Here is a 19,929-nt window from a genome sequence, read left to right as displayed (position 1 = left end):
GCAGAGTACGCCAACTCGTGCGATTTGCGAAATCCTGTTTTACATTTTCGCAATTATCGCCGGGGTGCTGTCAAGCGATTCCCTCGGGCAAACGCCACGCATCGCCGCAGCGCAGGACCAGGTCGCGGCGCTCCAGGTCGATGAGGTGGGCCAGCACGGAGCGGCCTGCCGCGGGCCACAGACGCTCGTCGACGCCCTTGTACATGGCAGGGACCATGGCCGGGATGGTGGTGTTGCCGGCCTCGATCTGGCGCAGGATCTGGCGCTCGCGGCTGCGGCGGTGGCCGAGCATCCCGCGCACGAGCTGGTGGGGCTTGGTAATCGCGGGGCCATGCGCGGGAAAGTAGATGGTGTCCTGCGTACGCTCGTAGAGCCGCGCGAGGCTGGCGAGGTAGTCGCTCATGTCGCCATCGGGCGGGGAGACGACGCTGGTCGACCAGCCCATGACGTGATCGCCGGTGAAGAGCGCGCCGGTCTCCTCCAGCGCAAAGCACAGGTGGTTGGAGGTGTGGCCGGGTGTCGCAACCGCGGTGAGCGTCCAGCCTTCGCCCGAAATGCTCTCGCCGTCGGCGAGCACGCGGGAGGGGCGGTAGTCGGCGTCGAAGGCCGCATCGGCACGCGGGCCGTCGTCTTCCAGCGTGAGCGGCGCGCAGCCGATGATGGGGGCGCCCGTGCGCGCGCTCAGCGGCGCGGCTGCGGGGGAGTGGTCGCGGTGGGTGTGGGTGCACAGGATGGCTGTGAGGCGGGCCTCGCCCAGCGCGTCGAGGATCGCGGTGATGTGCTCTTCCTGCGCCGGGCCGGGATCGATCACGGCAACCTCGGCGCCATCGCCCACGAGGTAGGTCTGGGTGCCGGTGTAGGTAAAGGGCGAGGGATTGCGCGCGAGCACGCGCCGTACCTTGGGGGCAATCGTCTCGGCCAGGGCATAAGGCCGCTCGGGTTCCGCGTCGCTCTGCATGGAGGCGCTATGGGGGCTTGGGGCGCGCATGTCGAGGCGTGTCGGCCGGCGAAAAGAGCCGCGCCGGGCACTCAGCTGGCGAGGCGGCCCTCGATGCGCTGGCGCAGCCGCTCGATGGCGCTGGCCGCCGCGGCTTCCTCGCGCGACAGGCTCCAGGTCTCGTCAAGGCGCTCCAGGCGCGCGTAGAAGGTGCGGGTGCGCGCGACGAGCCGGGTGATCCCGGCATCGAGCAGGGTCTCGTCGTCGGCGCGTCCCTCGCGGGCATGGCGCAGGTCCTGGGCGAGCCGTCCGTGGCGGCGCAGCTGCTCCGCGCCGATCTCGCCCATGAAGTAGGCGCGGTGCTGCAGCAGCCAGGCAATCGCGTGCATCATGCGCGTGGTCGTGGCGAGGCCCACGCGCGAGTAGGCGATGCGGATGCGGTCCTCGTCGGTGGAGGATGTCCTCGCGCCGGATGTCGGCCGGGCCGGGGGCGCAAGCTGGCCGGACATCTGCCCAGACGCGGAGAAAGTCCCGCGCACGTCTTCCGACAGCGCGAGCGCCTCGCGGTAGAGGCCCTCCACGATGCGGGGGCAGATGGCCAGCGTGTGGGTCATGGCCAACAGCTATTTCGCATGCGCGAATCAGGGGCAATGGGAAAGGTACGCAAACGCCGGCTGGACAGGGCATGTGTCCCTGACTGGCACGGTTTAAGGTTGACGTACTTTAACCTTTATTGCGGATTTGCCCTGATTTTTCACGTTGCCCTGATTTTTCACAGGGCCCCGAGAGTCGCGCGCCGGATTGCGGAGCATCTCAGGCGATGATGTCGGGAATCAGGTAGTCCTCGATGTGGCTGATCTGGTCCTTCAGGCCCAGCTTGCGCTTTTTCAGGCGTGCGATCTGCAGCTGGTCGGTGCCGCCTGCCGCGCGCAGGGCATCGATCGCGGCGTCGAGATCGCGGTGCTCGATCCGCAGGATTTCCAGCCGTTTACGCATTTCCTCTTCGGTCACGGCGGATTCCTCGAACGCTAGAATGGGCCCGTTTGTGCAGTGCGATTGGTGAATCCGGCCTGACGCAGGTTTCACGCAACTCACCGATATGTAGCAATCCCGGACTTCGCAAGATGCTGTGAATGTGGTTCCCTTCGATTGCGCCGGTCCCTGAGAACCGAGTCGCCAATCCGGGCCACCGGAAAGAGGGATCGCGTATCCACGAAAGAGGAGACACCATTCATGGAAAGTTCTCACGTCAGCGCCTTGCAGCTCAAGCACGCCGGTATCGATCGCCGGCTTCACGACGAATTGAGCCGCCCGATGCCTGATGCCGTGGTGATACAGGCCCTCAAGAAGCGAAAGCTGATGATCAAGGAGGAGATCGGCCGGGGCTGAACGCTTCGCGCTGGGCCTCGCGCCGCGCGTGACGCGGCGGTTTCCAGCCCTGTTTTGGGACAAGCTCCTCCGGAAACGGAGGCCTTATCCATAGCTGGGTCGATTTGCGCGCTCCAACCGCGTTTCCAAACGCCCGCGTTTGGGGTACTCCCCAAGGCATGACCAGCGGAGCCGTCGACGCAGCACGAAACATCCTCACCGGCCTTCACGAGGTGATGGCCTCGCGCCAACACGCGCAGGCCAAGCTCAATACGGTCGTGGAAGTGATCGGGGAGAGCCTCCATTCGGAGGTCTGCTCGATCTACCTCCTGCGTGAGGGCATGCTGGAACTCTTCGCCACGCGCGGCCTGGCCCAGGAGGCCGTCCACGTGACGCGCCTGGCCATTGGCGAGGGTCTCGTCGGCACGATTGCCGAGAAGATCGAGACCCTCAACCTGGCCGAGGCCGCCGCGCACCCCGACTTCTCCTATCGTCCGGAAACGGGCGAGGAAAAATTCCACTCCTTCGCGGGCGTGCCCATCGTGCGGCGCGAGCGGGCCGTGGGCGTGCTGGGTGTCCAGCATGTCGAGCGGCGTCGCTACGAGGAAGTGGAGATCGAGGCGTTGCAGACCGTGGCGATGGTGCTCTCCGAGCTCATCACCAACGCAGGTCTGATTGACGACGATTACGCCGCCTCGCTGGATCCCACGCACAACGCCCCCGAGCAGCTGCGCGGCCTGCCGCTGGTCAAGGGACTGGCACAGGGCACGGCGGTCTACCACCAGCCGCGCGTCACCATCGAGCACATCGTCGCCCAGGACACCGAGGCCGAGCGCCAGCGCGTGATCCTCGCCTTCGACAAGATGCGCGAGCAGATCGACCGCATGGCCGGGCAGGCCGAGTTCGGCGTGGGCGGCGAGCACGAGGAAGTGCTCGAGACCTACCGCATGTTCGCCTACGATGAAGGCTGGACGCGCCGCATCAACGAGGCGATCGATTCCGGCCTTACCGCCGAAGCCGCGATCGAACGCGTGCAGCAGCGCACCCGCATGCGCATGCGCCAGATCGACGACGCGCTCCTGGCCGACCGCATGCACGATCTGGAGGACCTGGCGAACCGCTTGCTGCGCATCGTCTCGGGCCAGATCGGCACGGCGGCCTCGCTGGGCCTGCGCAACGATGCGATCCTGATCGCGCGCAACCTGGGGCCGGCCGAGCTCCTCGAATACGACAAGCGGCGTTTGAAGGGCGTGGTCCTGGAAGAAGGCTCGCTCACCAGCCACGTGGTGATCGTGGCGCGGGCGATGGGCATTCCGGTGCTGGGCCGCGTGCGGGGCCTTCGCGGCTATGTGCGCGAGGGCGATACGCTGCTGCTCGATGCCGAGCAGGGCATGGCCACGGTCCGCCCCTCGCCGGGCGCGATCGAAGCGTTCGAGGCGCGCTTTGCCAAGAACCGCGAGAAGCAGGCGGTCTACGCCTCGATGCGCGATGTCGAGCCGGTCACGAAGGATGGCACGCGCATCCAGGTGCGCATCAACGCGGGCCTGCGCGACGATATCGCCAATCTCAGCCTGACCGGCGCGGACGGCATTGGCCTCTTCCGCACCGAGTTCCAGTTCCTCGTCTCGGCCACGCTCCCTGCGCGCGAGCGCCAGACGCGCCTCTACCGCGACGTTCTCGATGCGGCGGGTTCCAAGCCGGTGGTCTTCCGCACCGTCGACATCGGCGGTGACAAGACGCTGCCCTACCTGCGCCATGATGACGGCGAGGGCGAGGAGAACCCGGCGATGGGCTGGCGCGCGCTGCGCGTCGCGCTCGAACGCGAGGGCCTGCTCAAGGTCCAGGCGCGCGCGCTGCTCGAAGCGGCCGGAGGGCGCGAGCTCAACGTGATGTTCCCGCTCGTCGCCGAACCCTGGGAATTCGACGAGGCCAAGGCCGTGTTCGAGGGCCAACTGGCGTACCTGCGCAAGACCAAGCGGATGCTGCCCGAGGCGATCCGCTACGGCGTCATGCTGGAGGTGCCCGCGCTGGCCGAGCAGCTCGACATCCTCGCGCCCAAGATCTCGTTCCTGTCCATCGGCACCAACGATCTGACCCAGTTCCTCTTTGCCGCGGACCGTTCCAACCCCAAGCTGGCCGAGCGTTACGACTGGCTCAGCCCTGCGATCCTGCGCTTCCTGCGCCGGGTGGTGACTTCGCTGGAGGGCAGCAACGTCGATATCGGGGTGTGCGGCGAGATGGGCGGGCGCCGTCTGGAGGCGCTGGCCCTGTTGGGGCTGGGCATCCATCGCCTTTCGATCACCCCGGCCTCGGTCGGGCGCATCAAGGACCTTGTCGGCAAGACCGATCTGGGCGAGATCGAGACCGCGATGCGCGGCTGGCTGGCCGAGCCGCCCGCCAACCTTCGCGAGACGATGCACGCCTGGGCCTCGGCACGCGGGCTTCTCACCGACTGATCCTTGGTGATCCCAAGTGATCCTTTCGTGCGGCCTGTGCACCGTCATGGCTCGCACGCGGCGCAAGAGCGGGAAATGCGAACGGCAGGCGTGCAAATTGCACGTCCTGGCGCGCGATGGTGGGAAGGTGTTAAAACTTTTTGGTTCCAGAGGCCCTCTTCGATTGACTTTGTCGTGTCGTAAAGGTTGGTTAGCGCGCGCAGACAGACCGTGTTCTGATCGCCGCTCGTGCCCCTCGGAGCCTAATGGATAACGTGGAAACACCCGAACCGACCTCGCAGCCCCTCACTGCGGGCCAGACCCTGCTCAAGGCCCGCGAAGAGGCCGGTCTCAGTCGCGCCGACATCGCCTCGCGCACCAAGGTTGCCGAGCGCCATATTCTCTCGATCGAGGAGGACCGTTTCGAGGACCTCGCCGCGCGCACCTATGCCGTTGGTTTCTCGCGGGCCTATGCCCGTGCGATGGGGCTCGATGAAAAGGTCATCGCCGAGAAGGTGCGCGCCCAGCTTGACGCGCACGAGCCCTATGCGCCGGTCACCCAGCCCAGTTTCGAGCCCGGCGATCCCGCCCGCGTGCCCTCCAGCGGCCTCGCCTGGCTGGCGGGCGGCGCGGTCGTCCTGGTGATCGGCCTCGTCTTCTATTTCTGGAGCAGCGTGTTCTCGCCCGAAGGCGAGCTGCCCTCGCTTCTGCCCGGCGATGAACCGAGCGCGGCGCCCACTCCGGCGCAGGCTGTCGCCGCGCCATCCCCTTCGGCCGCGGTCCCGTCCGGGCCGGTCGTGCTGACGGCCAACGCCGACCAGGTCTGGCTGCGCGTCTCGGATGGCAGCGGCGCCACTCTGGTGGAAACGGTGCTGGCGCGCGGCGAGAGCTGGACCGTGCCCGCCGATGCCGACGCGCCCACGCTGCGCACCGCGCGTCCCGACGCCCTTGCGATCACCGTGGGCGGCACCGCGGTACCTGCGCTTTCGGACAAGCCCGAGACCGTCTCGGGGGTTTCGCTCGCGCCGCGCGATCTGCTCGGGAGCACCGCTCCCGCGCCCGCCTCGAGTCCGGCCGCCACGCCCGCCCCAACGTCCACGCCCACGGCTGCGAGCACGCCTGCGCCCCGCGCGACCTCGACGCCGACCGCGCGCACCAGTCCGGCGGCCAGCCCGCGTCCCAGCCCGACGCCGAGCCGCACGGCCACGGCGCGCCCGAGCCCGGCGCCCAGCCGCACGGCTGCTGCACGTCCGGCCACGGCCCGCCCGAGCCCGAGCACGCCGGCCACGCAGGAGAGCGGCGGCCCGGTCTCGATCCTGCCGACCGGCAACGCAAGCCCGAGCCCGACCACGGTATCCACGACTTCCGAATAAGCCAGCCTCGACAGGTGCAGGTGCCTTGCGGCAAGCAGGGGGCCTGTCGCCCGTGGTTCATCCCCTGTTCGATGCCGGGCGCCCATGGTTGCAGCCGCCGGGCCTCAGGGGCCCAGAGACGGAGAAGAATTAGGCGATGATTGCGTATCCCACCAAGACACAGGTGCTCCGCCGCCTGCCGCGCACCTCGGCCCTGGCCGCACTGGCCGTCGCGCTCGTGGCGAGCGTGAGCCCGGTTTCGGTGGCCGCGCAGGACAGCACCGACGCGCGCCTGCGCAAGGTCGAGAAGGAAGTGAGCGCGCTCCAGCGCAAGGTCTTCCCCGGCGGCAGCGGCACTTTCTTCGAGCCCCAGATCACCGCGCCCGCCGCCGGATCGCCGGAGCCCCAGACGGCCACGAGCACGCCGGTCAGCGATCTTCTGAACCGCATGGAAGCGGTGGAATCGCAGATGGCGCGCCTGACCTCGCAGGTTGAGCAGAACAGCAACCGCCTGGCCCTCCTGGAGGAAAAGGTCGCCGCCTCGGCTCCGGTTGCCGCCGCGCCCGCGCCCCAGAGCACCCCACAGGCAGAGCCGGTCAGCGCCTCGCAGAACAACCTGTCGGCGATGAGCGGCGGGGTCATCAAGACGCCCCCGGCTTCGGCTTCGGCTGCGGCTGCAAAGCCTGCGCCCGCCCAGCCTGCTCCGACCCAGCCTGCGCCTGCCACCAGCGCCCGCGCGCAGGGCGTGCAGGCGATCGTCAAGCCGCAGACCGCCGATGCGGGTGAGGACGAGTACACCTACGGCTTCCGCCTGTGGGACGCGGGCTACTTCCCCGAGGCGCGCCAGCAGCTCAAGATCTACCTTGAGAAGTACCCCAACCACCGCATGGCGAGCTATGGCCGCAACCTGCTGGGCCGCGCCTGGCTCGACGACAAGAACCCGTCCGAAGCGGCCAAGTGGTTCCTCCAGAACTACCAGGCCGACAAGCAGGGCGCCCGCGCGGCCGACAGCCTGCTGTACCTGGGCATCGCGATGAAGCAGCTCAAGGACACCAAGCGCGCCTGCATCGCGCTGGCCGAATTCAGCGAGACTTACGCCTCCGAAGCGGCCGGACGTCTGGGCTCGCTCTATTCCACCACGCGCAATGGGCTTGACTGCAACTGATCCCGCGCTGGTCCCGGCTCCCGAGGCGGTCGATCGGTTTCGCGCCGATCTGACCGCGCTGTGGGGCTGGGCGCTGGCGGATGAGGCCGTGCGCCTGGGCCTTGCGGTTTCGGGCGGGCCGGACAGCACCGCGCTGCTGCTGCTCGCCGCCGCGGCCTTTCCGGGCCGGGTCGAGGCCGCGACCGTCGAGCATGGCCTGCGCCCCGAAAGCGCGCAGGAGGCCGCCGATGTCGCGGCGCTCTGCGCGACGCTGGGCGTGCTCCATGCCATTCTCCCCGTTACCGTGGCCGAGGGCAACGTGCAGGCCATGGCCCGCGCCGCGCGCTACGCCGCGCTGGCGACCTGGGTCGAGGAGCGGCAATTGGCCGCGATCCTCTCGGCCCACCACGCCGACGACCAGGCCGAGACACTGCTGATGCGCCTCAACCGCGCGAGTGGAGTGGCCGGACTTGCCGGAACGCGTGCGCTCGGCCGGGTACCCGAGACGCAGATCCCGCTTTTGCGCCCGGTGCTGGGCTGGCGCCGCAGCGAGCTGGCCCAGATCGTCGAGGCGGCCGGGGTCGAGGCCGCGCAGGACCCCAGCAACGCGAACGAGCGCTACGACCGGGTGCGGCTGCGCAAGGCGCTGGCGCAGGCGGACTGGATCGACGTTTCGGCGGTCGCGCAAAGCGCCGCACACCTGGCCGAAGCGGACGCCGCGCTCGCGTGGATGGCGGACCTCGAATACCGCTCGTGCCTCAAGAAGGAGCCGATGGGGCTGCGCTACAAGCCGCAGGCCCCGCGCGCGGTGGCCCTGCGCGTGGTCGCCCGGATCGTCACCGAACTCGACGGACAGGAACCGCGCGGAAGCGCCGTTGCACGCCTGTTCGAGGCGCTGTGCGCGGGCGAGCCTGCCTCTATCGGCAATCTTGTCGTGCGACCCAACGCGGGCGGGTGGAGCTTTGCCAAGGCGCCGCGCCGGGCGGTGAAGAGTTAGAAGAGGGATATCCGAGGGCCATTGCCCTCGGGCTCCCCGAACTGTCTAGCTCACCTTGCGCGGGCTGCCTTGGCTGAGCGTGGTGAGGTCGCCGATTCTATCAGGTCCTACCCCTCGACGAGGCTGTCCCCCATGCCCACGTGCTTGCCGCGCGTGATGTAGACCTTGTCGCCCAGCTTGGTCATCTGGAACAGCTTGGCCGCGAAGGGATCGGGCATGCCCACGCAGCCGTGGCTGGCAAATCCCTTTTCCACCTGCGAGCCGTGCAGCGAGACGCCGTCGTTCGTCAGGCGCTGCATGTAGGGCATCGGCGCGCCGGTGTAGATGTTCGAGACGTGGTCGATGTCCTTCTCGGTAATGGGAAAGACGCCGGTGGGGGTGGGCTTTTCCTGGCTGCCGAGCAGAACGGCCGTCGCCCCGATCTCGTAGCCGCCGCGAAAGACCGAGAGCACGCGCGCGTCGAGGTCCACGGTGATGACCAGCGGGCCATCGGGCACGCCGTCCTCGTCCCAATGCCATTCGCCGTAGCGGATCGGGCCTTCGATGGGGAGGATGCGCTTGATGACGAACGGCTCGTCCGGCGCGGGGGCAGGGGGCTCGGCTGGGGCTGGCGCTGGCGCAGGTTCGACCTTGGCAACCTCCACCGGACTCGGCGAGGCCTCAGGCGCCGGATCCGAGCGGCCTACAAGCGTCAGCACGCCGCCGATGACCACGATGGCGCCAAGGCCGGAAAGCAGGAGAAGGCGGGAACTCACGTCGGCGGGTCACTTCGTGTGGGGTCTGTCTACCCGGTCCTGATCGCAGATCGCCCGCCTGTGCGCCAGTGCCTTGGCGCCGGGTGTCCCGGAGCGGGAAAGGGGCCTTACCCCGCCGGGTCGTCACCGTGCGCGGTGATCCCGCCGCGCAGGATGGCGTTCGCGATCTCGGCCACTTCGGCGGGGCTGCGGTCCTGTGTCCACACGGCGTAGCGCAGCCCCAGGAACACGTTCATGCCCATGATCGCCCAGGCGTGGGCTTCCTCCACGTCGGCGCGCAACTCACCCTTGCGCACCCCGTCGGCGAGGCGCTCGGTGATGCGGCTCGCGGTGCCTTCGTAGTGCGCGCGGAAGGTCGCGGGATCGACGAACTCGCACTCGTCGATGATCCGGTAGATCTCCTTGTGCTCGTTCGCGAACTTGAGGAAGTTGGTGAGCGCCACGCGCTCGGCTTCCAGCGCGGGAAGCTCGGTGCGCCGGGCCTCGCGCGCGGCTTCGCGTACGCGCGCGCTGAGGTCGCTGACGAGCGCGCGGTAGATCTCGTCCTTGGAATCGAAATAGGTGTAGAAACTGCCCAGCGCGGTTCCGGCGCGCTGCGTGATCGAGGTGATCGAGGCCTCGTGAAAGCCCCGTTCCCCGAATTCGATGGCCGCCGCGTCGAGCAGCTTGCGCCGCGTCTTGCGCCCGCGCTCGGTGCGCGGAATCTTGTCCGCTGGCGGGTTTGCGCCATTTTCGGTGGGGGACGGCGCGCCGTTCGGATCCTCCAGGGGGGGCTTTTCTGTGCTCACGAAGCCACAGCTATCGGCTCTTGCGAGCCTTGGCAAATCTTTGGAGTTGAAACCCGGTTCAAGTATCAATAAGCAGAGCCCAACAAGAATTGGTTCATTGGGAGTGAATGCTATGAACAAGGCGCGATTCCGCGTTCGTGAGGTGAGTGCGCTGGCGCTTCTCGCCGGGTTGGGGGCTCTTGTCGTTTCGGCTCCGGCCACCGCACAGGAGGCGGAGGCCGCCCCCGCACAGGCCGAAACGCCGCCCGAGGCCACCGGCGGCGCGATCATCGTCACCGCCCGCCGGCGCGAAGAGCGCCTCGTCGATGTGCCCATCGCGGTGACCAGCTTCAGCGGGGAGCAGCTTGCCAAGACCGGCGCGCTCGATGTCACCGAGATCGCCCAGTCGGCCCCCAACGTGACGCTCGAACCCTCGCGCGGGACCAACTCCACGCTGTCGGCCTTCATCCGCGGTATCGGCCAGCAGGACCCGGTCTCGGGCTTCGAGCAGGGCGTGGGCATCTACCTTGACGATGTCTACCTCAACCGTCCGCAGGCCGCCGTCCTCGACATCTATGACGTTGAGCGCATCGAGGTCCTGCGCGGGCCGCAGGGTACGCTCTACGGACGCAACACCATTGGCGGTGCGGTCAAGTACGTGACCCGGAACATGCCGATGGAACCCTCGATCAAGGTGCGCGGGACGCTGGGTACCTACGACCAGGCCGACGTGGTGGTGACGGCCTCGACGCCGCTGACCGACCTTGTCCGCGTGGGCGGTTCGTTCGCGCGTCTTTCGCGCGGCGGCTTTGGCGACAACCTCACCACGGGAGAGGAAAACTACAACAAGGACATCTGGGCGGGACGCGCCAGCCTCGAGATCGGCGGCTACGGCGAGCCGGTGCTCATCAAGATCTCGGGTGACTACACCAAGGACAATTCCAACGCGCGCGGCGGCCACCGCCTGATCCCGGGCTTTTCGAGCGGCGCGCCGGTGCTGGACGATGTCTACGACACCCGCGGCGGGCTGATGGACCCGGCCCAGTACGTCGAGGCCTATGGGCTTTCGATGAACGCGACGGCGGACCTCTCGGACACGCTGACGCTCAAGTCGATCAGCGCCTGGCGCAAGGATTCCAGCGCCTCGCCGATCGACTTCGACGCGCTGCCCGCGGTCGACCTCGACGTCCCGGCCTACTACCGCAACGAACAGCTGAGCCAGGAATTCCAGCTGCAGTACGATGACGGCGGCGCGCTCCAGGCGCTGGTCGGCTTCTACTACCTGACCGCCACCGCCGACACCCAGTTCGACGTGCGCCTGTTCACCGCGTTTGACGGCCTCACCGCCTTCACCCAGGCCGATGTCGACACCGACACCTGGGCGGCCTTTGCCGACTTCACCCTCGATATCACCGACCAGCTCAGCCTGTCGGGCGGTGGCCGCTACACCTGGGACAAGCGCTCGGCCTCGATCCTGCGCCAGAACTACCTCGGCGGTGGCTCGCCGGTCTTTGGCGGCGCGGGCATTCCCTTCGGCGAGGCGAGCACCAACTTCTCGGGCTCGGCGACCTTCAAGAAGTTCACCCCGCGCGTCTCGCTCTCGTTCAAGCCGACCCCTGACCACAACATCTACGGTGGCTTCAGCCAGGGCTTCAAGGGTGGCGGCTTCGACCCGCGCGGCGTGGGCGTGAACGCGCCGACCAGCAACCCGAGGGGCATTCCCAGCGACGGCGAGATCGCCGATTACCTGAGCTTCGATCCCGAAACGGTGAACAGCTACGAGATCGGCTACAAGGGCAACCTCTTCGGCGGTGATCTCTACGTGGCGCTCGCGGCCTTCCACATGGACTACAGCGACGTCCAGATCCCGGGCTCGGCGGGCTGCACGGTGGACGGCATTCCGACCTTCTGCGGGGTCATCACCAATGCGGGCAAGGCCAAGATCGACGGTATCGAACTGGAGACCAACGCCACGCTTGCCCGCGATTTCCTCGGCATGGGTGACCGCCTGACCTTCGCGGGATCGCTGGGCTGGATCGATGCGCGCTACACCGAGTACGAGGGCCTCATCGCGGGCGTTCCGACCGACGTCTCGGACTACCGCAAGATCCAGAACACGCCCGAATGGACCGGCAGCGGTACGCTGGGCTACGAAACGCCGGTCGGCGATGGCGACCTCTCGTTCAGCTCGACCCTCTCGTTCCGCAGCAAGACCTACCAGTTCGAGGTGCCCAACCCCTACCTCGACCAGGGCTCCTATGCGCTCATCGATGCAAGCATCGTCTACACCGCGCCCGGCGGGAACTGGAGCCTGGGCGTCCACGGCAAGAACCTGACCGACAAGCGCTACAAGACCTCGGGCTACACCTTCATGGCCGCCGATCCGCTGACCGGCGCGCTGGCGAGCCCGCTGACCCCGACGCTGGGCACCGAGGGCACGCTGACCGCGTTCTACGGCAACCCGCGGCAGGTCTTCGTGACCGCGTCGCTGGAATTCTGAACGTAGACACGCACTAGAGGCAGGGCCTACCGGTCCGGCTGGGCGGCGATGCTGGGGGGCATGCCGCGCGGCCGGACCGGACCAGACCGGACGAGGGACGGGCTTTGCCAGGAAAGGATATCCCAACGATGGACTACGCGCTCCACCGCTATCGCAGCGCCTGTGGGCGGCTGGATCTGGTCGCGCGCGACTATCCGGCCGCGCGCCCCGACGCGCCCGTGCTGCTGCTCATGCACGGGCTCACCCGCAACAGCGCCGACTTCGCGCCGGTCGCGGCCTATCTTGCAGGCGAGTACCGCCTGATCGTGCCCGACCAGCGCGGGCGCGGGCTCTCGCAGTGGGACCCGGACCCGGCGCAGTACCGGCCCGACATCTACTGCGCGGACATGTTCGCGCTGCTCGACGGACTGGGCATTGAGGACTGCGGCGTGATCGGCACCTCGATGGGCGGGCTGATGGCGCTGGTCATGCAGGCGATGCGCCCGGGCTTTGCCAGGGCCATGGTCTTCAACGACATTGGCCCTGTTCTCGAGGCCGAGGGCCTGACCCGCATCCAGGGCTATGTCGGGCCGGGTGGTCCCATGGCGGACTGGAATGCGGCCGCCGCGCGGTGCCGGGCCATCAATTCCTCGGCCTTTCCCGATTTCGGGCAGGCGGACTGGATGGCCTTCGCGCGCCGGACCTGCGTGGAGAACCCGGACGGGACGGTCTCCTTTGCCTACGACCCGGAAATCTCGAAGGGCGTGTCGGGCGAGGATGCGACCGTGGTGCCGCCCGATCTGTGGCCCTTGTGGGACGCGCTCGATGCGATCCCGGTGCTGGTCATTCGCGGCGCGATTTCGGACCTCCTGAGCGCGGCGACCGTTGCCGAGATGGCCAGCCGTCATTCCGGGCCCTATGAAGCGGTGGAAGTTCCGCGCGTGGGCCATGCCCCGATCCTCGACGAGGCGCCCGCGCGCGCCGCGATCACCGCCTTCTGCAAGGAGCACATGGGCTGACATGGCCACACTGGACACCTCCCGCGCCGCGCCCCCACCCGCACCCGCTTCCGCACCTGCTTCCGCACTGGGGGAGCGCAAGGCCGCGTCGCCCAACCTGGTGCTGGCGATGCTGCTGCTGGTCTACATCTTCAATTTCGTGGACCGGCAGATCCTGGCGATCCTCGCCGCGCCGATCCAGGCGGATCTCGACCTGTCCGACGCGCAGATGGGCCTGTTGGGCGGGCTCGCCTTCGCGATCCTCTATTCGACGCTGGGTGTGCCACTGGCCTCGCTGGCGGACCGCACGAGCCGCTCCTGGGTCATCACCGGCTCGCTCGTGTGCTGGAGCCTGTTCACCGCCATGTGCGGTCTGGCGCAGGGGTTCTGGCACATCTTCCTGGCCCGGCTTGGTGTGGGCATCGGCGAGGCGGGCGGCGTTGCGCCGTCCTACGCGGTGATCGGCGACCACTTCCCGTCCGAGCGGCGCGCCTTCGCGCTCTCGATCTACTCGCTGGGCATTCCTCTGGGTTCGGCGGCCGGCGTGCTGGCGGGTGGCTATGTCGCGGCGACGGTGGACTGGCGCGCGGCCTTTGCGGTGGTGGGCCTGTGCGGCCTCCTCATCGCGCCCGCCTTCAAGTTCGTGGTGCGCGACCGCCCCAAGCCCGCCGTGGCGGACCGGGGCCCGGCTGCACCCACGCTGGGCGCGGTGGCCCGCGTGCTTGCGCGCAAGAAGGCGTTCTGGCTGCTGAGCTTCGGCGCGGCCTCCAGTTCGATGCTGGGCTATGGCCTCGCGTTCTGGCTGCCGAGCCTCCTCCAGCGCAGCTTCGCGCTCGACCTTGTCCACACCTCCTGGTTCATCGGGGCGGTGCTGCTGATCGGGGGAACGGTGGGCGTCCTTCTGGGCGGTATCCTGGCCGACAAGCTGGGCAAGGCCGACCGGGCCTTCTACGGCTGGGTTCCGGCGATGGCCTATACCGTCGCGGTGCCGCTCTTTGCCGCCGGGATCTGGACCTCGAGCGTGCCGCTGGCCTTTCTCCTCTTCCTCGTGCCCCAGGCGCTGGCCTACGTCTGGCTGGGGCCGGTGACTTCGGCGATCCAGCATCTGGTCGATCCACCCGCGCGCGCGACCGCTTCGGCGCTCTTCCTCCTCATCAACAACCTCATCGGGCTTGGTGGCGGGATCTATGCGCTGGGCGCGCTCTCGACCGCGCTGACGCCGGTTTACGGGAGCGAGGCGCTGCGCATGTCGATGCTCTTCGCGCTGGTGCTCTACCTTGTCGCCGCCACGCTGATGGCGTTGGCCGGGCCGTTTCTGCGCCGGGAGTGGGTGGACGAAGTAAAGTAGGAGCCCGAGGGCCATCGCCCTCGGAATCCCCAAACTGTCGACCTCACCTTACGCGCGCACCGCGGCGTGAGAGAGGTGAGGTCGCCCGTTTTGGGGGCAAGGGGCGATGGCCCCTTGAAGCAATCACTTCTCTCCATCTTTTCAGATCGGTAGCTCGGTCGTCGACTTGATCTGCGAGAGCGCCACGATCGAGTTCACTTCCTGCACGCCGGGCAATTGCGAGAGCTTGCCGAAGAAGAAGCGCTCGTAGGCCTTGATGTCCTCGGCGACGACGCGGATCATGAAGTCGATCGAGCCCATCATCACGTAGCAGTCGAGCACCTCGGGAAAGTCGCGGATCTGTGCGGCGAACTCGTCGAGGTTGGCGCGGCCGTGGGCGTTGAGCTTGACCTGCACGAAGACGTGCGCGTTGAGCCCCACTTTCTCGCGGTCGATGATGGCCACGCGGCGCACGATCACGCCCTCGCGTTCAAGCCGGTCGATGCGCCGCCAGCAGGGGGATGCAGACAGGCCCACCTTCTCGGCGATCTGCGCCGTGGTCTGGCTGGCGTCGCGTTGCAGCTCGCGGAGAATTTTTCGCTCATAGGCGTCAAGCTCGGTCATATTGACCTATATAGTCCCTTCTGGAGGATGGTCCATTCACTGGGAGGCTCGACGGGGCCGGAATGAGAAAAGATTTTCCGTGGCGCACACGCTATAGGCGGTCTCCCAAGCAAAGGAGTGATACGATGGTTGTCGCCGCCACGCGCAGCGTACCCGAAGAATGCATCCGCCTCGAAGATCCCAAGGCCGGTCTCGATGGCTACATCGTCATTCACTCCACCGCACGCGGCCCCGCGGCGGGCGGCTGCCGGTTCTGGACCTACGATGCCCCCGAGGCGGCGCTTGCCGACGCGATGCGCCTTGCCGAAGGCATGAGCTACAAGAACGCCTCGGCCGAACTGCCGCTGGGGGGCGGCAAGTCGGTGATCCGCCGTCCCGCCGGGGACTTCGACCGCAAGGCCCTGTTCGAAGCCTTCGGCGAGGCGGTCGAGCGCCTTGGCGGGCGGTATGTCACCGCCGAGGACGTGGGCACGACGATTGCCGACATGGAAGCCATCGCCACCAACACCCGCCACGTGGCCGGGCGTACGGCGCGTCCCGGCTTTGCGGGCGGCGATCCCTCGCCGTGGACGGCGCTGGGCGTGTTCGAGGCGATGAAGGCGGCGGCAAAGCTGCGCTTCGGCGGCTCGCTGGCGGGAACGACCGTGGCGGTGCAGGGCGTAGGCAGTGTGGGCGGTCGCCTCGCGCGTCTGCTTGCCGAGGAGGGTGCAAAGCTCGTCCTCGCCGATATCGACGGCGCGCGTGCGTCCGCGCTCGCCGAGGAACTGGGCGCGCAGCTGGCCTCGATCGACACCATTGCCGGGATCGCCTGCGATGTCTTCGCGCCCTGTGCGCTGGGCGGCGCGCTCGATGGTGCAACCGTCGCGGGCCTCAAGGCCGGGCTCGTGTGCGGGGCGGCCAACAACCAGCTTGCCACCCCCGAGATGGCGCAGGCGCTGGCGGCGCGTTCGATCCTCTACGCGCCCGACTACGTCGTGAACGCGGGCGGCATCATCAACGTGGCCGCCGAATACCTGGGTGAAAGCGAAGACCAGGTGCGTGGCCGCGTGCTGGCAATCGGGCCGCGCACGGCCGGGATCCTGGAGATGGCCGAGGCGGAAGGCCTGACCAGCTCGGCGGTCGCGGACCGTGAGGCGGAAGCCAAGATGCGCCGCCCCGAGGTCGCGGAAACCGCCTGAATTCAGGCGGCGCGCAGGAGGTTGCGACCTTCGCGCTTGGCCCGGTAGAGGGCGCCGTCCGCTTCGGCAAGTAGCTGCTCGGCGCCTTCTGTCCCCTTGAGCGTGGCGACCCCGATACTGGCGGTGACCGAGTCGGGGCCATCGGCGCCCCAGTCCGCGGTCTCGATGGAGACGCGCACCCGCTCCCCCACGTTCTGCGCGGTGGCGCTGTCGGCGCCCGGCAGGATCAGCACGAATTCCTCGCCGCCAATGCGTCCGGCCATGTCGGAAGAGCGCACCGCGCCGCTGCACAGGGCGGCCGTCTTGCGGATGACCGCATCGCCCGTGCCATGGCCGTAGCGGTCGTTGATGCTCTTGAAATGGTCGATGTCGAGGATGGCGACGCTGAGCGGTGTGCCGTCTTCGAGCGCGTGACGCATCTCGGTTTCCAGAAAGCTGAGCGCGCTGCGCCGGTTGGCGATGCCGGTGAGGGCATCGGTCTGGGCCATGAGCATCGCCATGTCCGCCTGCTTCTCGGCCAGTTCGCGCGCCTCGGCCAGCCGCAGGTTGGCAATCGTGGTCTCGGTCACATCCTGGAAGATCCCGAACAGGCCCACCGCATCGCCCGCGGCGTTGCGCTCCACATCGCCGCGGCTGCGCACGTAGCGTTCCTCTCCCTGGACGGTGAACAGGCGGGCCTGGAAATCGAAGGGCTCGTGGGTTTCCACCAGCTTGGCGAGGAAGGCCTCCACCTTGGGTCGGTCATCGGGATGGTAGTAGTTGATCGCGCCCTCAAGCGGCGGGTTGGGACCCGGCTCCAGCCCGTGGATGTGAAACACCTCGTCCGACCAGAACACTTTCTGCTTGGCCAGATCGAGCCGCCAGTGGCCGACATGGGCAAAGTGCTCGGACATCTCCAGCCAGCGGTTGGCGCGGCTGACCTCGGTGATGACCCGGTCGCGCGCGCCCAGGAGCGCGGCCAGCGGAAGCGCCGAAAGCAGCAGTACGAGCAGGTAGAACTGCATGAACAAGGTAGCCGCAAAGGGGCTGCGGTCGCGCATCAGGTGGATCGGCCCGCTGTCGGTCAGGGTCAGGCTCGAGCCGATGACGGCAATGATGAGGATGCTCGTCATCGCGCCGTTCGGGCCGATCAGGTAGGTCGCGATGATGACCGCCATGAGCGGAACGAACAGCAGCGGGAAGGTGCTCTGGTGGAACACCACATAGCTGACGACGGCAACGGTCGCGAGGATCAGGACCGGCGTGAGGAGAAGCCGCGGATGGCGCAGCAGGCTCGCGGAATATCCGTGGGCAATGTTGAGGATGAGGGGCACCACGATCATGATGCCAAGGCTCACCGTGGTCGCCCAGGAGACGAACATGATCGACAGTCCCGCGCCCGTCAGCGCCGAGGCAATGGCGCCGCTCAGCGTGCCGGTCAGGAGCGCGGCGATGCAGAACTGCACGACGCTCAAGGGTCTGTAGATCGTTTCGCGCTCGCGATTGATTTCCCGGATGCAGAAATAGCCGATGGCCGCTTCCAGCGTGTTCGCGGTGGTGAAGGCCGCGATCTCCACGACCGGGATCTGGGCATAGAGATTGGCCGCGAAGCTGGCGAGGGCGATGGCGAGGAACATGGCCGGCCGCTGGGCGGAGCGGCACAGGAGCAGTCCGGAAATCGAAATGCCGCTCGCGGGCCAGACGGTGGCGATCCCATCGGTGCCTTCGGTCAGCTTGAGGGCGATGGCCGCACAGGCAAAATAGGCAACGCCGACCAGGGCAGGCCAGATGCCCACATGAGTCGAAAGACGTTGGCCGTTTTGCATAAGGGCGTTTCGCATTGGGGCAGTTAATTCCCACTAAACAGATTTGCGGAGCGTTGGAAAGTCCCGTGCGTTCCCCTCGGGGAAAGCCGATAAGGCCCCGGAAAGTTCCATAATTGGCAGGGCCCTGGCCAGGATGCACGTGTGCATTCGATTGCCGGGGGGCGGTACACAGGTTAGCTTCGCAGCCAAACCGACGGGCCCGCAAGAAGGAGTTAGGAAATGGTCGCAGCGCGGGCGCTTGGATTGGATCTGGCCTTGCAGGGCGGAGGCGCGCACGGCGCCTTTACCTGGGGGGTGCTCGACCGCCTGCTGGCCGAGGAGCGCATCTGGATCTCGGCCCTGAGCGGGGCGAGCGCCGGGGCGGCCAACGCCGCGGTCTTTGCCAGTGGGCTCGTCACCGGCGGGCGCGAGGGCGCGGCGGCGGCGCTTGCGCGTTTCTGGGAGGCGATCCACCGCTCGGGACGCAGCGCAGGGCCGCTGCTGCCGATGATGGAGGCCTTCCCGGCGACCTTCGAGGCGCTCTCGCAGATGTGGAGCACGATGCTGGGCAACGTCACCTTGCCCAGTTCGCCCGACATGGGGGCGCGCACGCAGGCTCTCCTGCGCGAGGTCTTTGCCGAGCATATCGACTTTGCGGCGCTGCGCCGGCCCGAGGCGCCCCGCCTGTTCATCTCGGCCACCGACGTGCGCACGGGAAACGCGCGCATCTTCGAGAACGAGGAGCTTTCAAGCGACGTGCTGCTGGCCTCGGCCTGTCTGCCGCTGCTCTTTCCGCCGGTCACCATCGACGGCGTGGACTACTGGGACGGGGGCTATAGCGCCAACCCGCCGATCTTTCCGCTGATCCAGAACAGTCCGAACGATGACATGCTGCTGGTCACGATCAACCCGATGTCGCGCGCAGACACCCCGCGAAGCGCGGCGGAGATCTCCAACCGGCTGACCGAGTTCTCGTTCAACCAGACCCTGATCAAGGACATGCGCGGGCTCGTGCTGATCCAGAACGAGGTCGGCCCGCTGGCGTTCGGCAAGGGCCTGCTGGCGCGCCTGCGGCGCCTGCGCGTCCATGAGATCCACGACGAGGCGACGCTGGGCGCGATGCCCGCGGGCTCCAAGATGATGCCCGTGCGCGAGGTGCTGGAGCACCTCCACGATGCCGGACGCGACGCGGCGGACAGCTGGCTGGCGGCGCATGGTGAGGACCTGGGACGGCGCGGCACGGCCGACCTGGCAACCCGCTACGCGCCCTGAGTGCAAGCGGCGCGACAGGCCCTCAGGTGAATTCCTGAGGGGAGCTACAGGGCAACACACTTTCCAAAGCCCTGAAATCGGCTATTCTTGCCTCTTCCAGATAGGAGCAGGCAGGACAGGCATGGACACAGGCAGCACCAGACCCGAGGGCGCCGAGCCGGGCCCGGGCAACCAGCCGATCGCGGGGCAACTCGCCGAGATCCGCGAGCGTCTGTGTGCCGCCTTTCCCCGCGCGAAGAGCGTGCTGCTGGAGTTCGATGGCACCTTCAAGGCGCATATCGACGTGCGCGAGGGAGAGCTCGTCCCGGCCATCGAGGCGCAGCTGGCGCATATCGACAACGGGCGCTTTACCCGGGTGGAGCATGGCGCAACGCCGCACCACCCCTTCCTTCACCGCATCAGCGCGGTGATCTCGGCCTGAACGCACCCTTGCGGTGAACGCGAAAAGGGGCGGCCTTCCCGGTGTGGAAGGCCGCCCCTTTCGTGTCGGTTCGTGCCCCGGATCAGGGCCG

Annotated in this window: 18 protein-coding genes; 11 read left to right on the top strand and 7 right to left on the bottom strand. The window is 67.8% G+C overall.

Annotated features, from left to right (window positions below):
* Positions 1-70 precede the first annotated feature (70 nt).
* The 3 genes from HT578_RS07225 to HT578_RS07215 form a co-directional block, all read right to left on the bottom strand.
* Positions 71-958 carry an MBL fold metallo-hydrolase gene (locus tag HT578_RS07225; protein WP_213503200.1) on the bottom strand — a complete coding sequence of 296 codons (888 nt, stop codon included), beginning with the start codon at positions 956-958 and terminating at the stop codon, positions 71-73.
* 71 nt (positions 959-1,029) lie between these two features.
* Entirely contained in the window at positions 1,030-1,551 is a 522-nt protein-coding gene (locus HT578_RS07220; protein WP_213503198.1) for a DUF1465 family protein, read from the bottom strand.
* Between the two features lie 199 nt (positions 1,552-1,750).
* Positions 1,751-1,948, bottom strand: a complete 198-nt coding sequence (locus tag HT578_RS07215) for a YdcH family protein (protein WP_039391250.1) — start codon at positions 1,946-1,948, stop codon at positions 1,751-1,753.
* 222 nt (positions 1,949-2,170) lie between these two features.
* Here HT578_RS07215 and HT578_RS07210 point away from each other — a divergent pair, with 222 nt between their 5' ends.
* From HT578_RS07210 to tilS, 5 genes are all read left to right on the top strand, one after another.
* Complete coding sequence (locus tag HT578_RS07210) at positions 2,171-2,326, top strand: YdcH family protein (RefSeq protein WP_084592079.1); 156 nt, start codon at positions 2,171-2,173, stop codon at positions 2,324-2,326.
* A 158-nt stretch (positions 2,327-2,484) separates the two neighbouring features.
* Positions 2,485-4,761 carry a phosphoenolpyruvate--protein phosphotransferase gene (gene ptsP / locus HT578_RS07205; protein WP_039391252.1) on the top strand — a complete coding sequence of 759 codons (2,277 nt, stop codon included), beginning with the start codon at positions 2,485-2,487 and terminating at the stop codon, positions 4,759-4,761.
* 245 nt (positions 4,762-5,006) lie between these two features.
* Positions 5,007-6,113: a helix-turn-helix domain-containing protein gene (locus tag HT578_RS07200; RefSeq protein WP_213503196.1), complete on the top strand. Its 1,107-nt coding sequence runs from the start codon at positions 5,007-5,009 to the stop codon at positions 6,111-6,113.
* A 136-nt stretch (positions 6,114-6,249) separates the two neighbouring features.
* On the top strand, positions 6,250-7,257 hold the full coding sequence (locus HT578_RS07195; protein ID WP_213503194.1) for a tetratricopeptide repeat protein: 1,008 nt from the start codon (positions 6,250-6,252) through the stop codon (positions 7,255-7,257).
* Positions 7,238-8,233: a tRNA lysidine(34) synthetase TilS gene (gene tilS / locus HT578_RS07190; protein WP_213503192.1), complete on the top strand. Its 996-nt coding sequence runs from the start codon at positions 7,238-7,240 to the stop codon at positions 8,231-8,233. The genes HT578_RS07195 and tilS overlap by 20 nt, the downstream gene beginning before the upstream one ends.
* 107 nt (positions 8,234-8,340) lie before the next feature.
* Here tilS and HT578_RS07185 read toward each other — a convergent pair whose 3' ends face one another.
* The gene (locus HT578_RS07185; protein ID WP_213503190.1) at positions 8,341-8,988 is read right to left on the bottom strand and encodes a L,D-transpeptidase family protein; all 648 of its coding nucleotides are present in this window, start codon (positions 8,986-8,988) and stop codon (positions 8,341-8,343) included.
* A 107-nt stretch (positions 8,989-9,095) separates the two neighbouring features.
* The gene (locus HT578_RS07180) at positions 9,096-9,755 is read right to left on the bottom strand and encodes a TetR/AcrR family transcriptional regulator (protein WP_039392401.1); all 660 of its coding nucleotides are present in this window, start codon (positions 9,753-9,755) and stop codon (positions 9,096-9,098) included.
* 133 nt (positions 9,756-9,888) lie between these two features.
* Between HT578_RS07180 and HT578_RS07175 the strand changes: the two genes are divergently transcribed.
* The 3 genes from HT578_RS07175 (at position 9,889) to HT578_RS07165 (ending at position 14,580) form a co-directional block, all read left to right on the top strand.
* Positions 9,889-12,255 (top strand): TonB-dependent receptor, encoded by a 2,367-nt coding sequence (locus HT578_RS07175; protein WP_213503187.1) that lies wholly within the window; start codon positions 9,889-9,891, stop codon positions 12,253-12,255.
* Between the two features lie 128 nt (positions 12,256-12,383).
* Entirely contained in the window at positions 12,384-13,253 is an 870-nt protein-coding gene (locus HT578_RS07170; protein WP_213503186.1) for an alpha/beta fold hydrolase, read from the top strand.
* 109 nt (positions 13,254-13,362) lie between these two features.
* On the top strand, positions 13,363-14,580 hold the full coding sequence (locus HT578_RS07165; protein ID WP_239026604.1) for a spinster family MFS transporter: 1,218 nt from the start codon (positions 13,363-13,365) through the stop codon (positions 14,578-14,580).
* Between the two features lie 141 nt (positions 14,581-14,721).
* Here HT578_RS07165 and HT578_RS07160 read toward each other — a convergent pair whose 3' ends face one another.
* The gene (locus tag HT578_RS07160) at positions 14,722-15,183 is read right to left on the bottom strand and encodes an Lrp/AsnC family transcriptional regulator (RefSeq protein ID WP_039391263.1); all 462 of its coding nucleotides are present in this window, start codon (positions 15,181-15,183) and stop codon (positions 14,722-14,724) included.
* 125 nt (positions 15,184-15,308) lie between these two features.
* Here HT578_RS07160 and HT578_RS07155 point away from each other — a divergent pair, with 125 nt between their 5' ends.
* The gene (locus HT578_RS07155; protein WP_213503175.1) at positions 15,309-16,361 is read left to right on the top strand and encodes a Leu/Phe/Val dehydrogenase; all 1,053 of its coding nucleotides are present in this window, start codon (positions 15,309-15,311) and stop codon (positions 16,359-16,361) included.
* A 2-nt stretch (positions 16,362-16,363) separates the two neighbouring features.
* Here HT578_RS07155 and HT578_RS07150 read toward each other — a convergent pair whose 3' ends face one another.
* A complete protein-coding gene (locus HT578_RS07150; protein WP_213503173.1) occupies positions 16,364-18,166 on the bottom strand; it encodes a sensor domain-containing diguanylate cyclase in 1,803 nt (600 codons plus the stop codon).
* 219 nt (positions 18,167-18,385) lie between these two features.
* Here HT578_RS07150 and HT578_RS07145 point away from each other — a divergent pair, with 219 nt between their 5' ends.
* Both HT578_RS07145 and HT578_RS07140 read left to right on the top strand, forming a co-directional pair.
* Positions 18,386-19,417, top strand: a complete 1,032-nt coding sequence (locus HT578_RS07145; RefSeq protein ID WP_039391267.1) for a patatin-like phospholipase family protein — start codon at positions 18,386-18,388, stop codon at positions 19,415-19,417.
* Positions 19,418-19,538: 121 nt separating this feature from the next.
* Positions 19,539-19,838, top strand: a complete 300-nt coding sequence (locus tag HT578_RS07140; RefSeq protein ID WP_052322268.1) for a hypothetical protein — start codon at positions 19,539-19,541, stop codon at positions 19,836-19,838.
* Positions 19,839-19,929 lie beyond the last annotated feature (91 nt).

The organism is Novosphingobium decolorationis (assembly GCF_018417475.1).
In the GTDB taxonomy this organism is placed as follows: Bacteria; Pseudomonadota; Alphaproteobacteria; order Sphingomonadales; family Sphingomonadaceae; genus Novosphingobium; species Novosphingobium decolorationis.
This window is presented reverse-complemented; position numbering and strand designations above follow the sequence as displayed.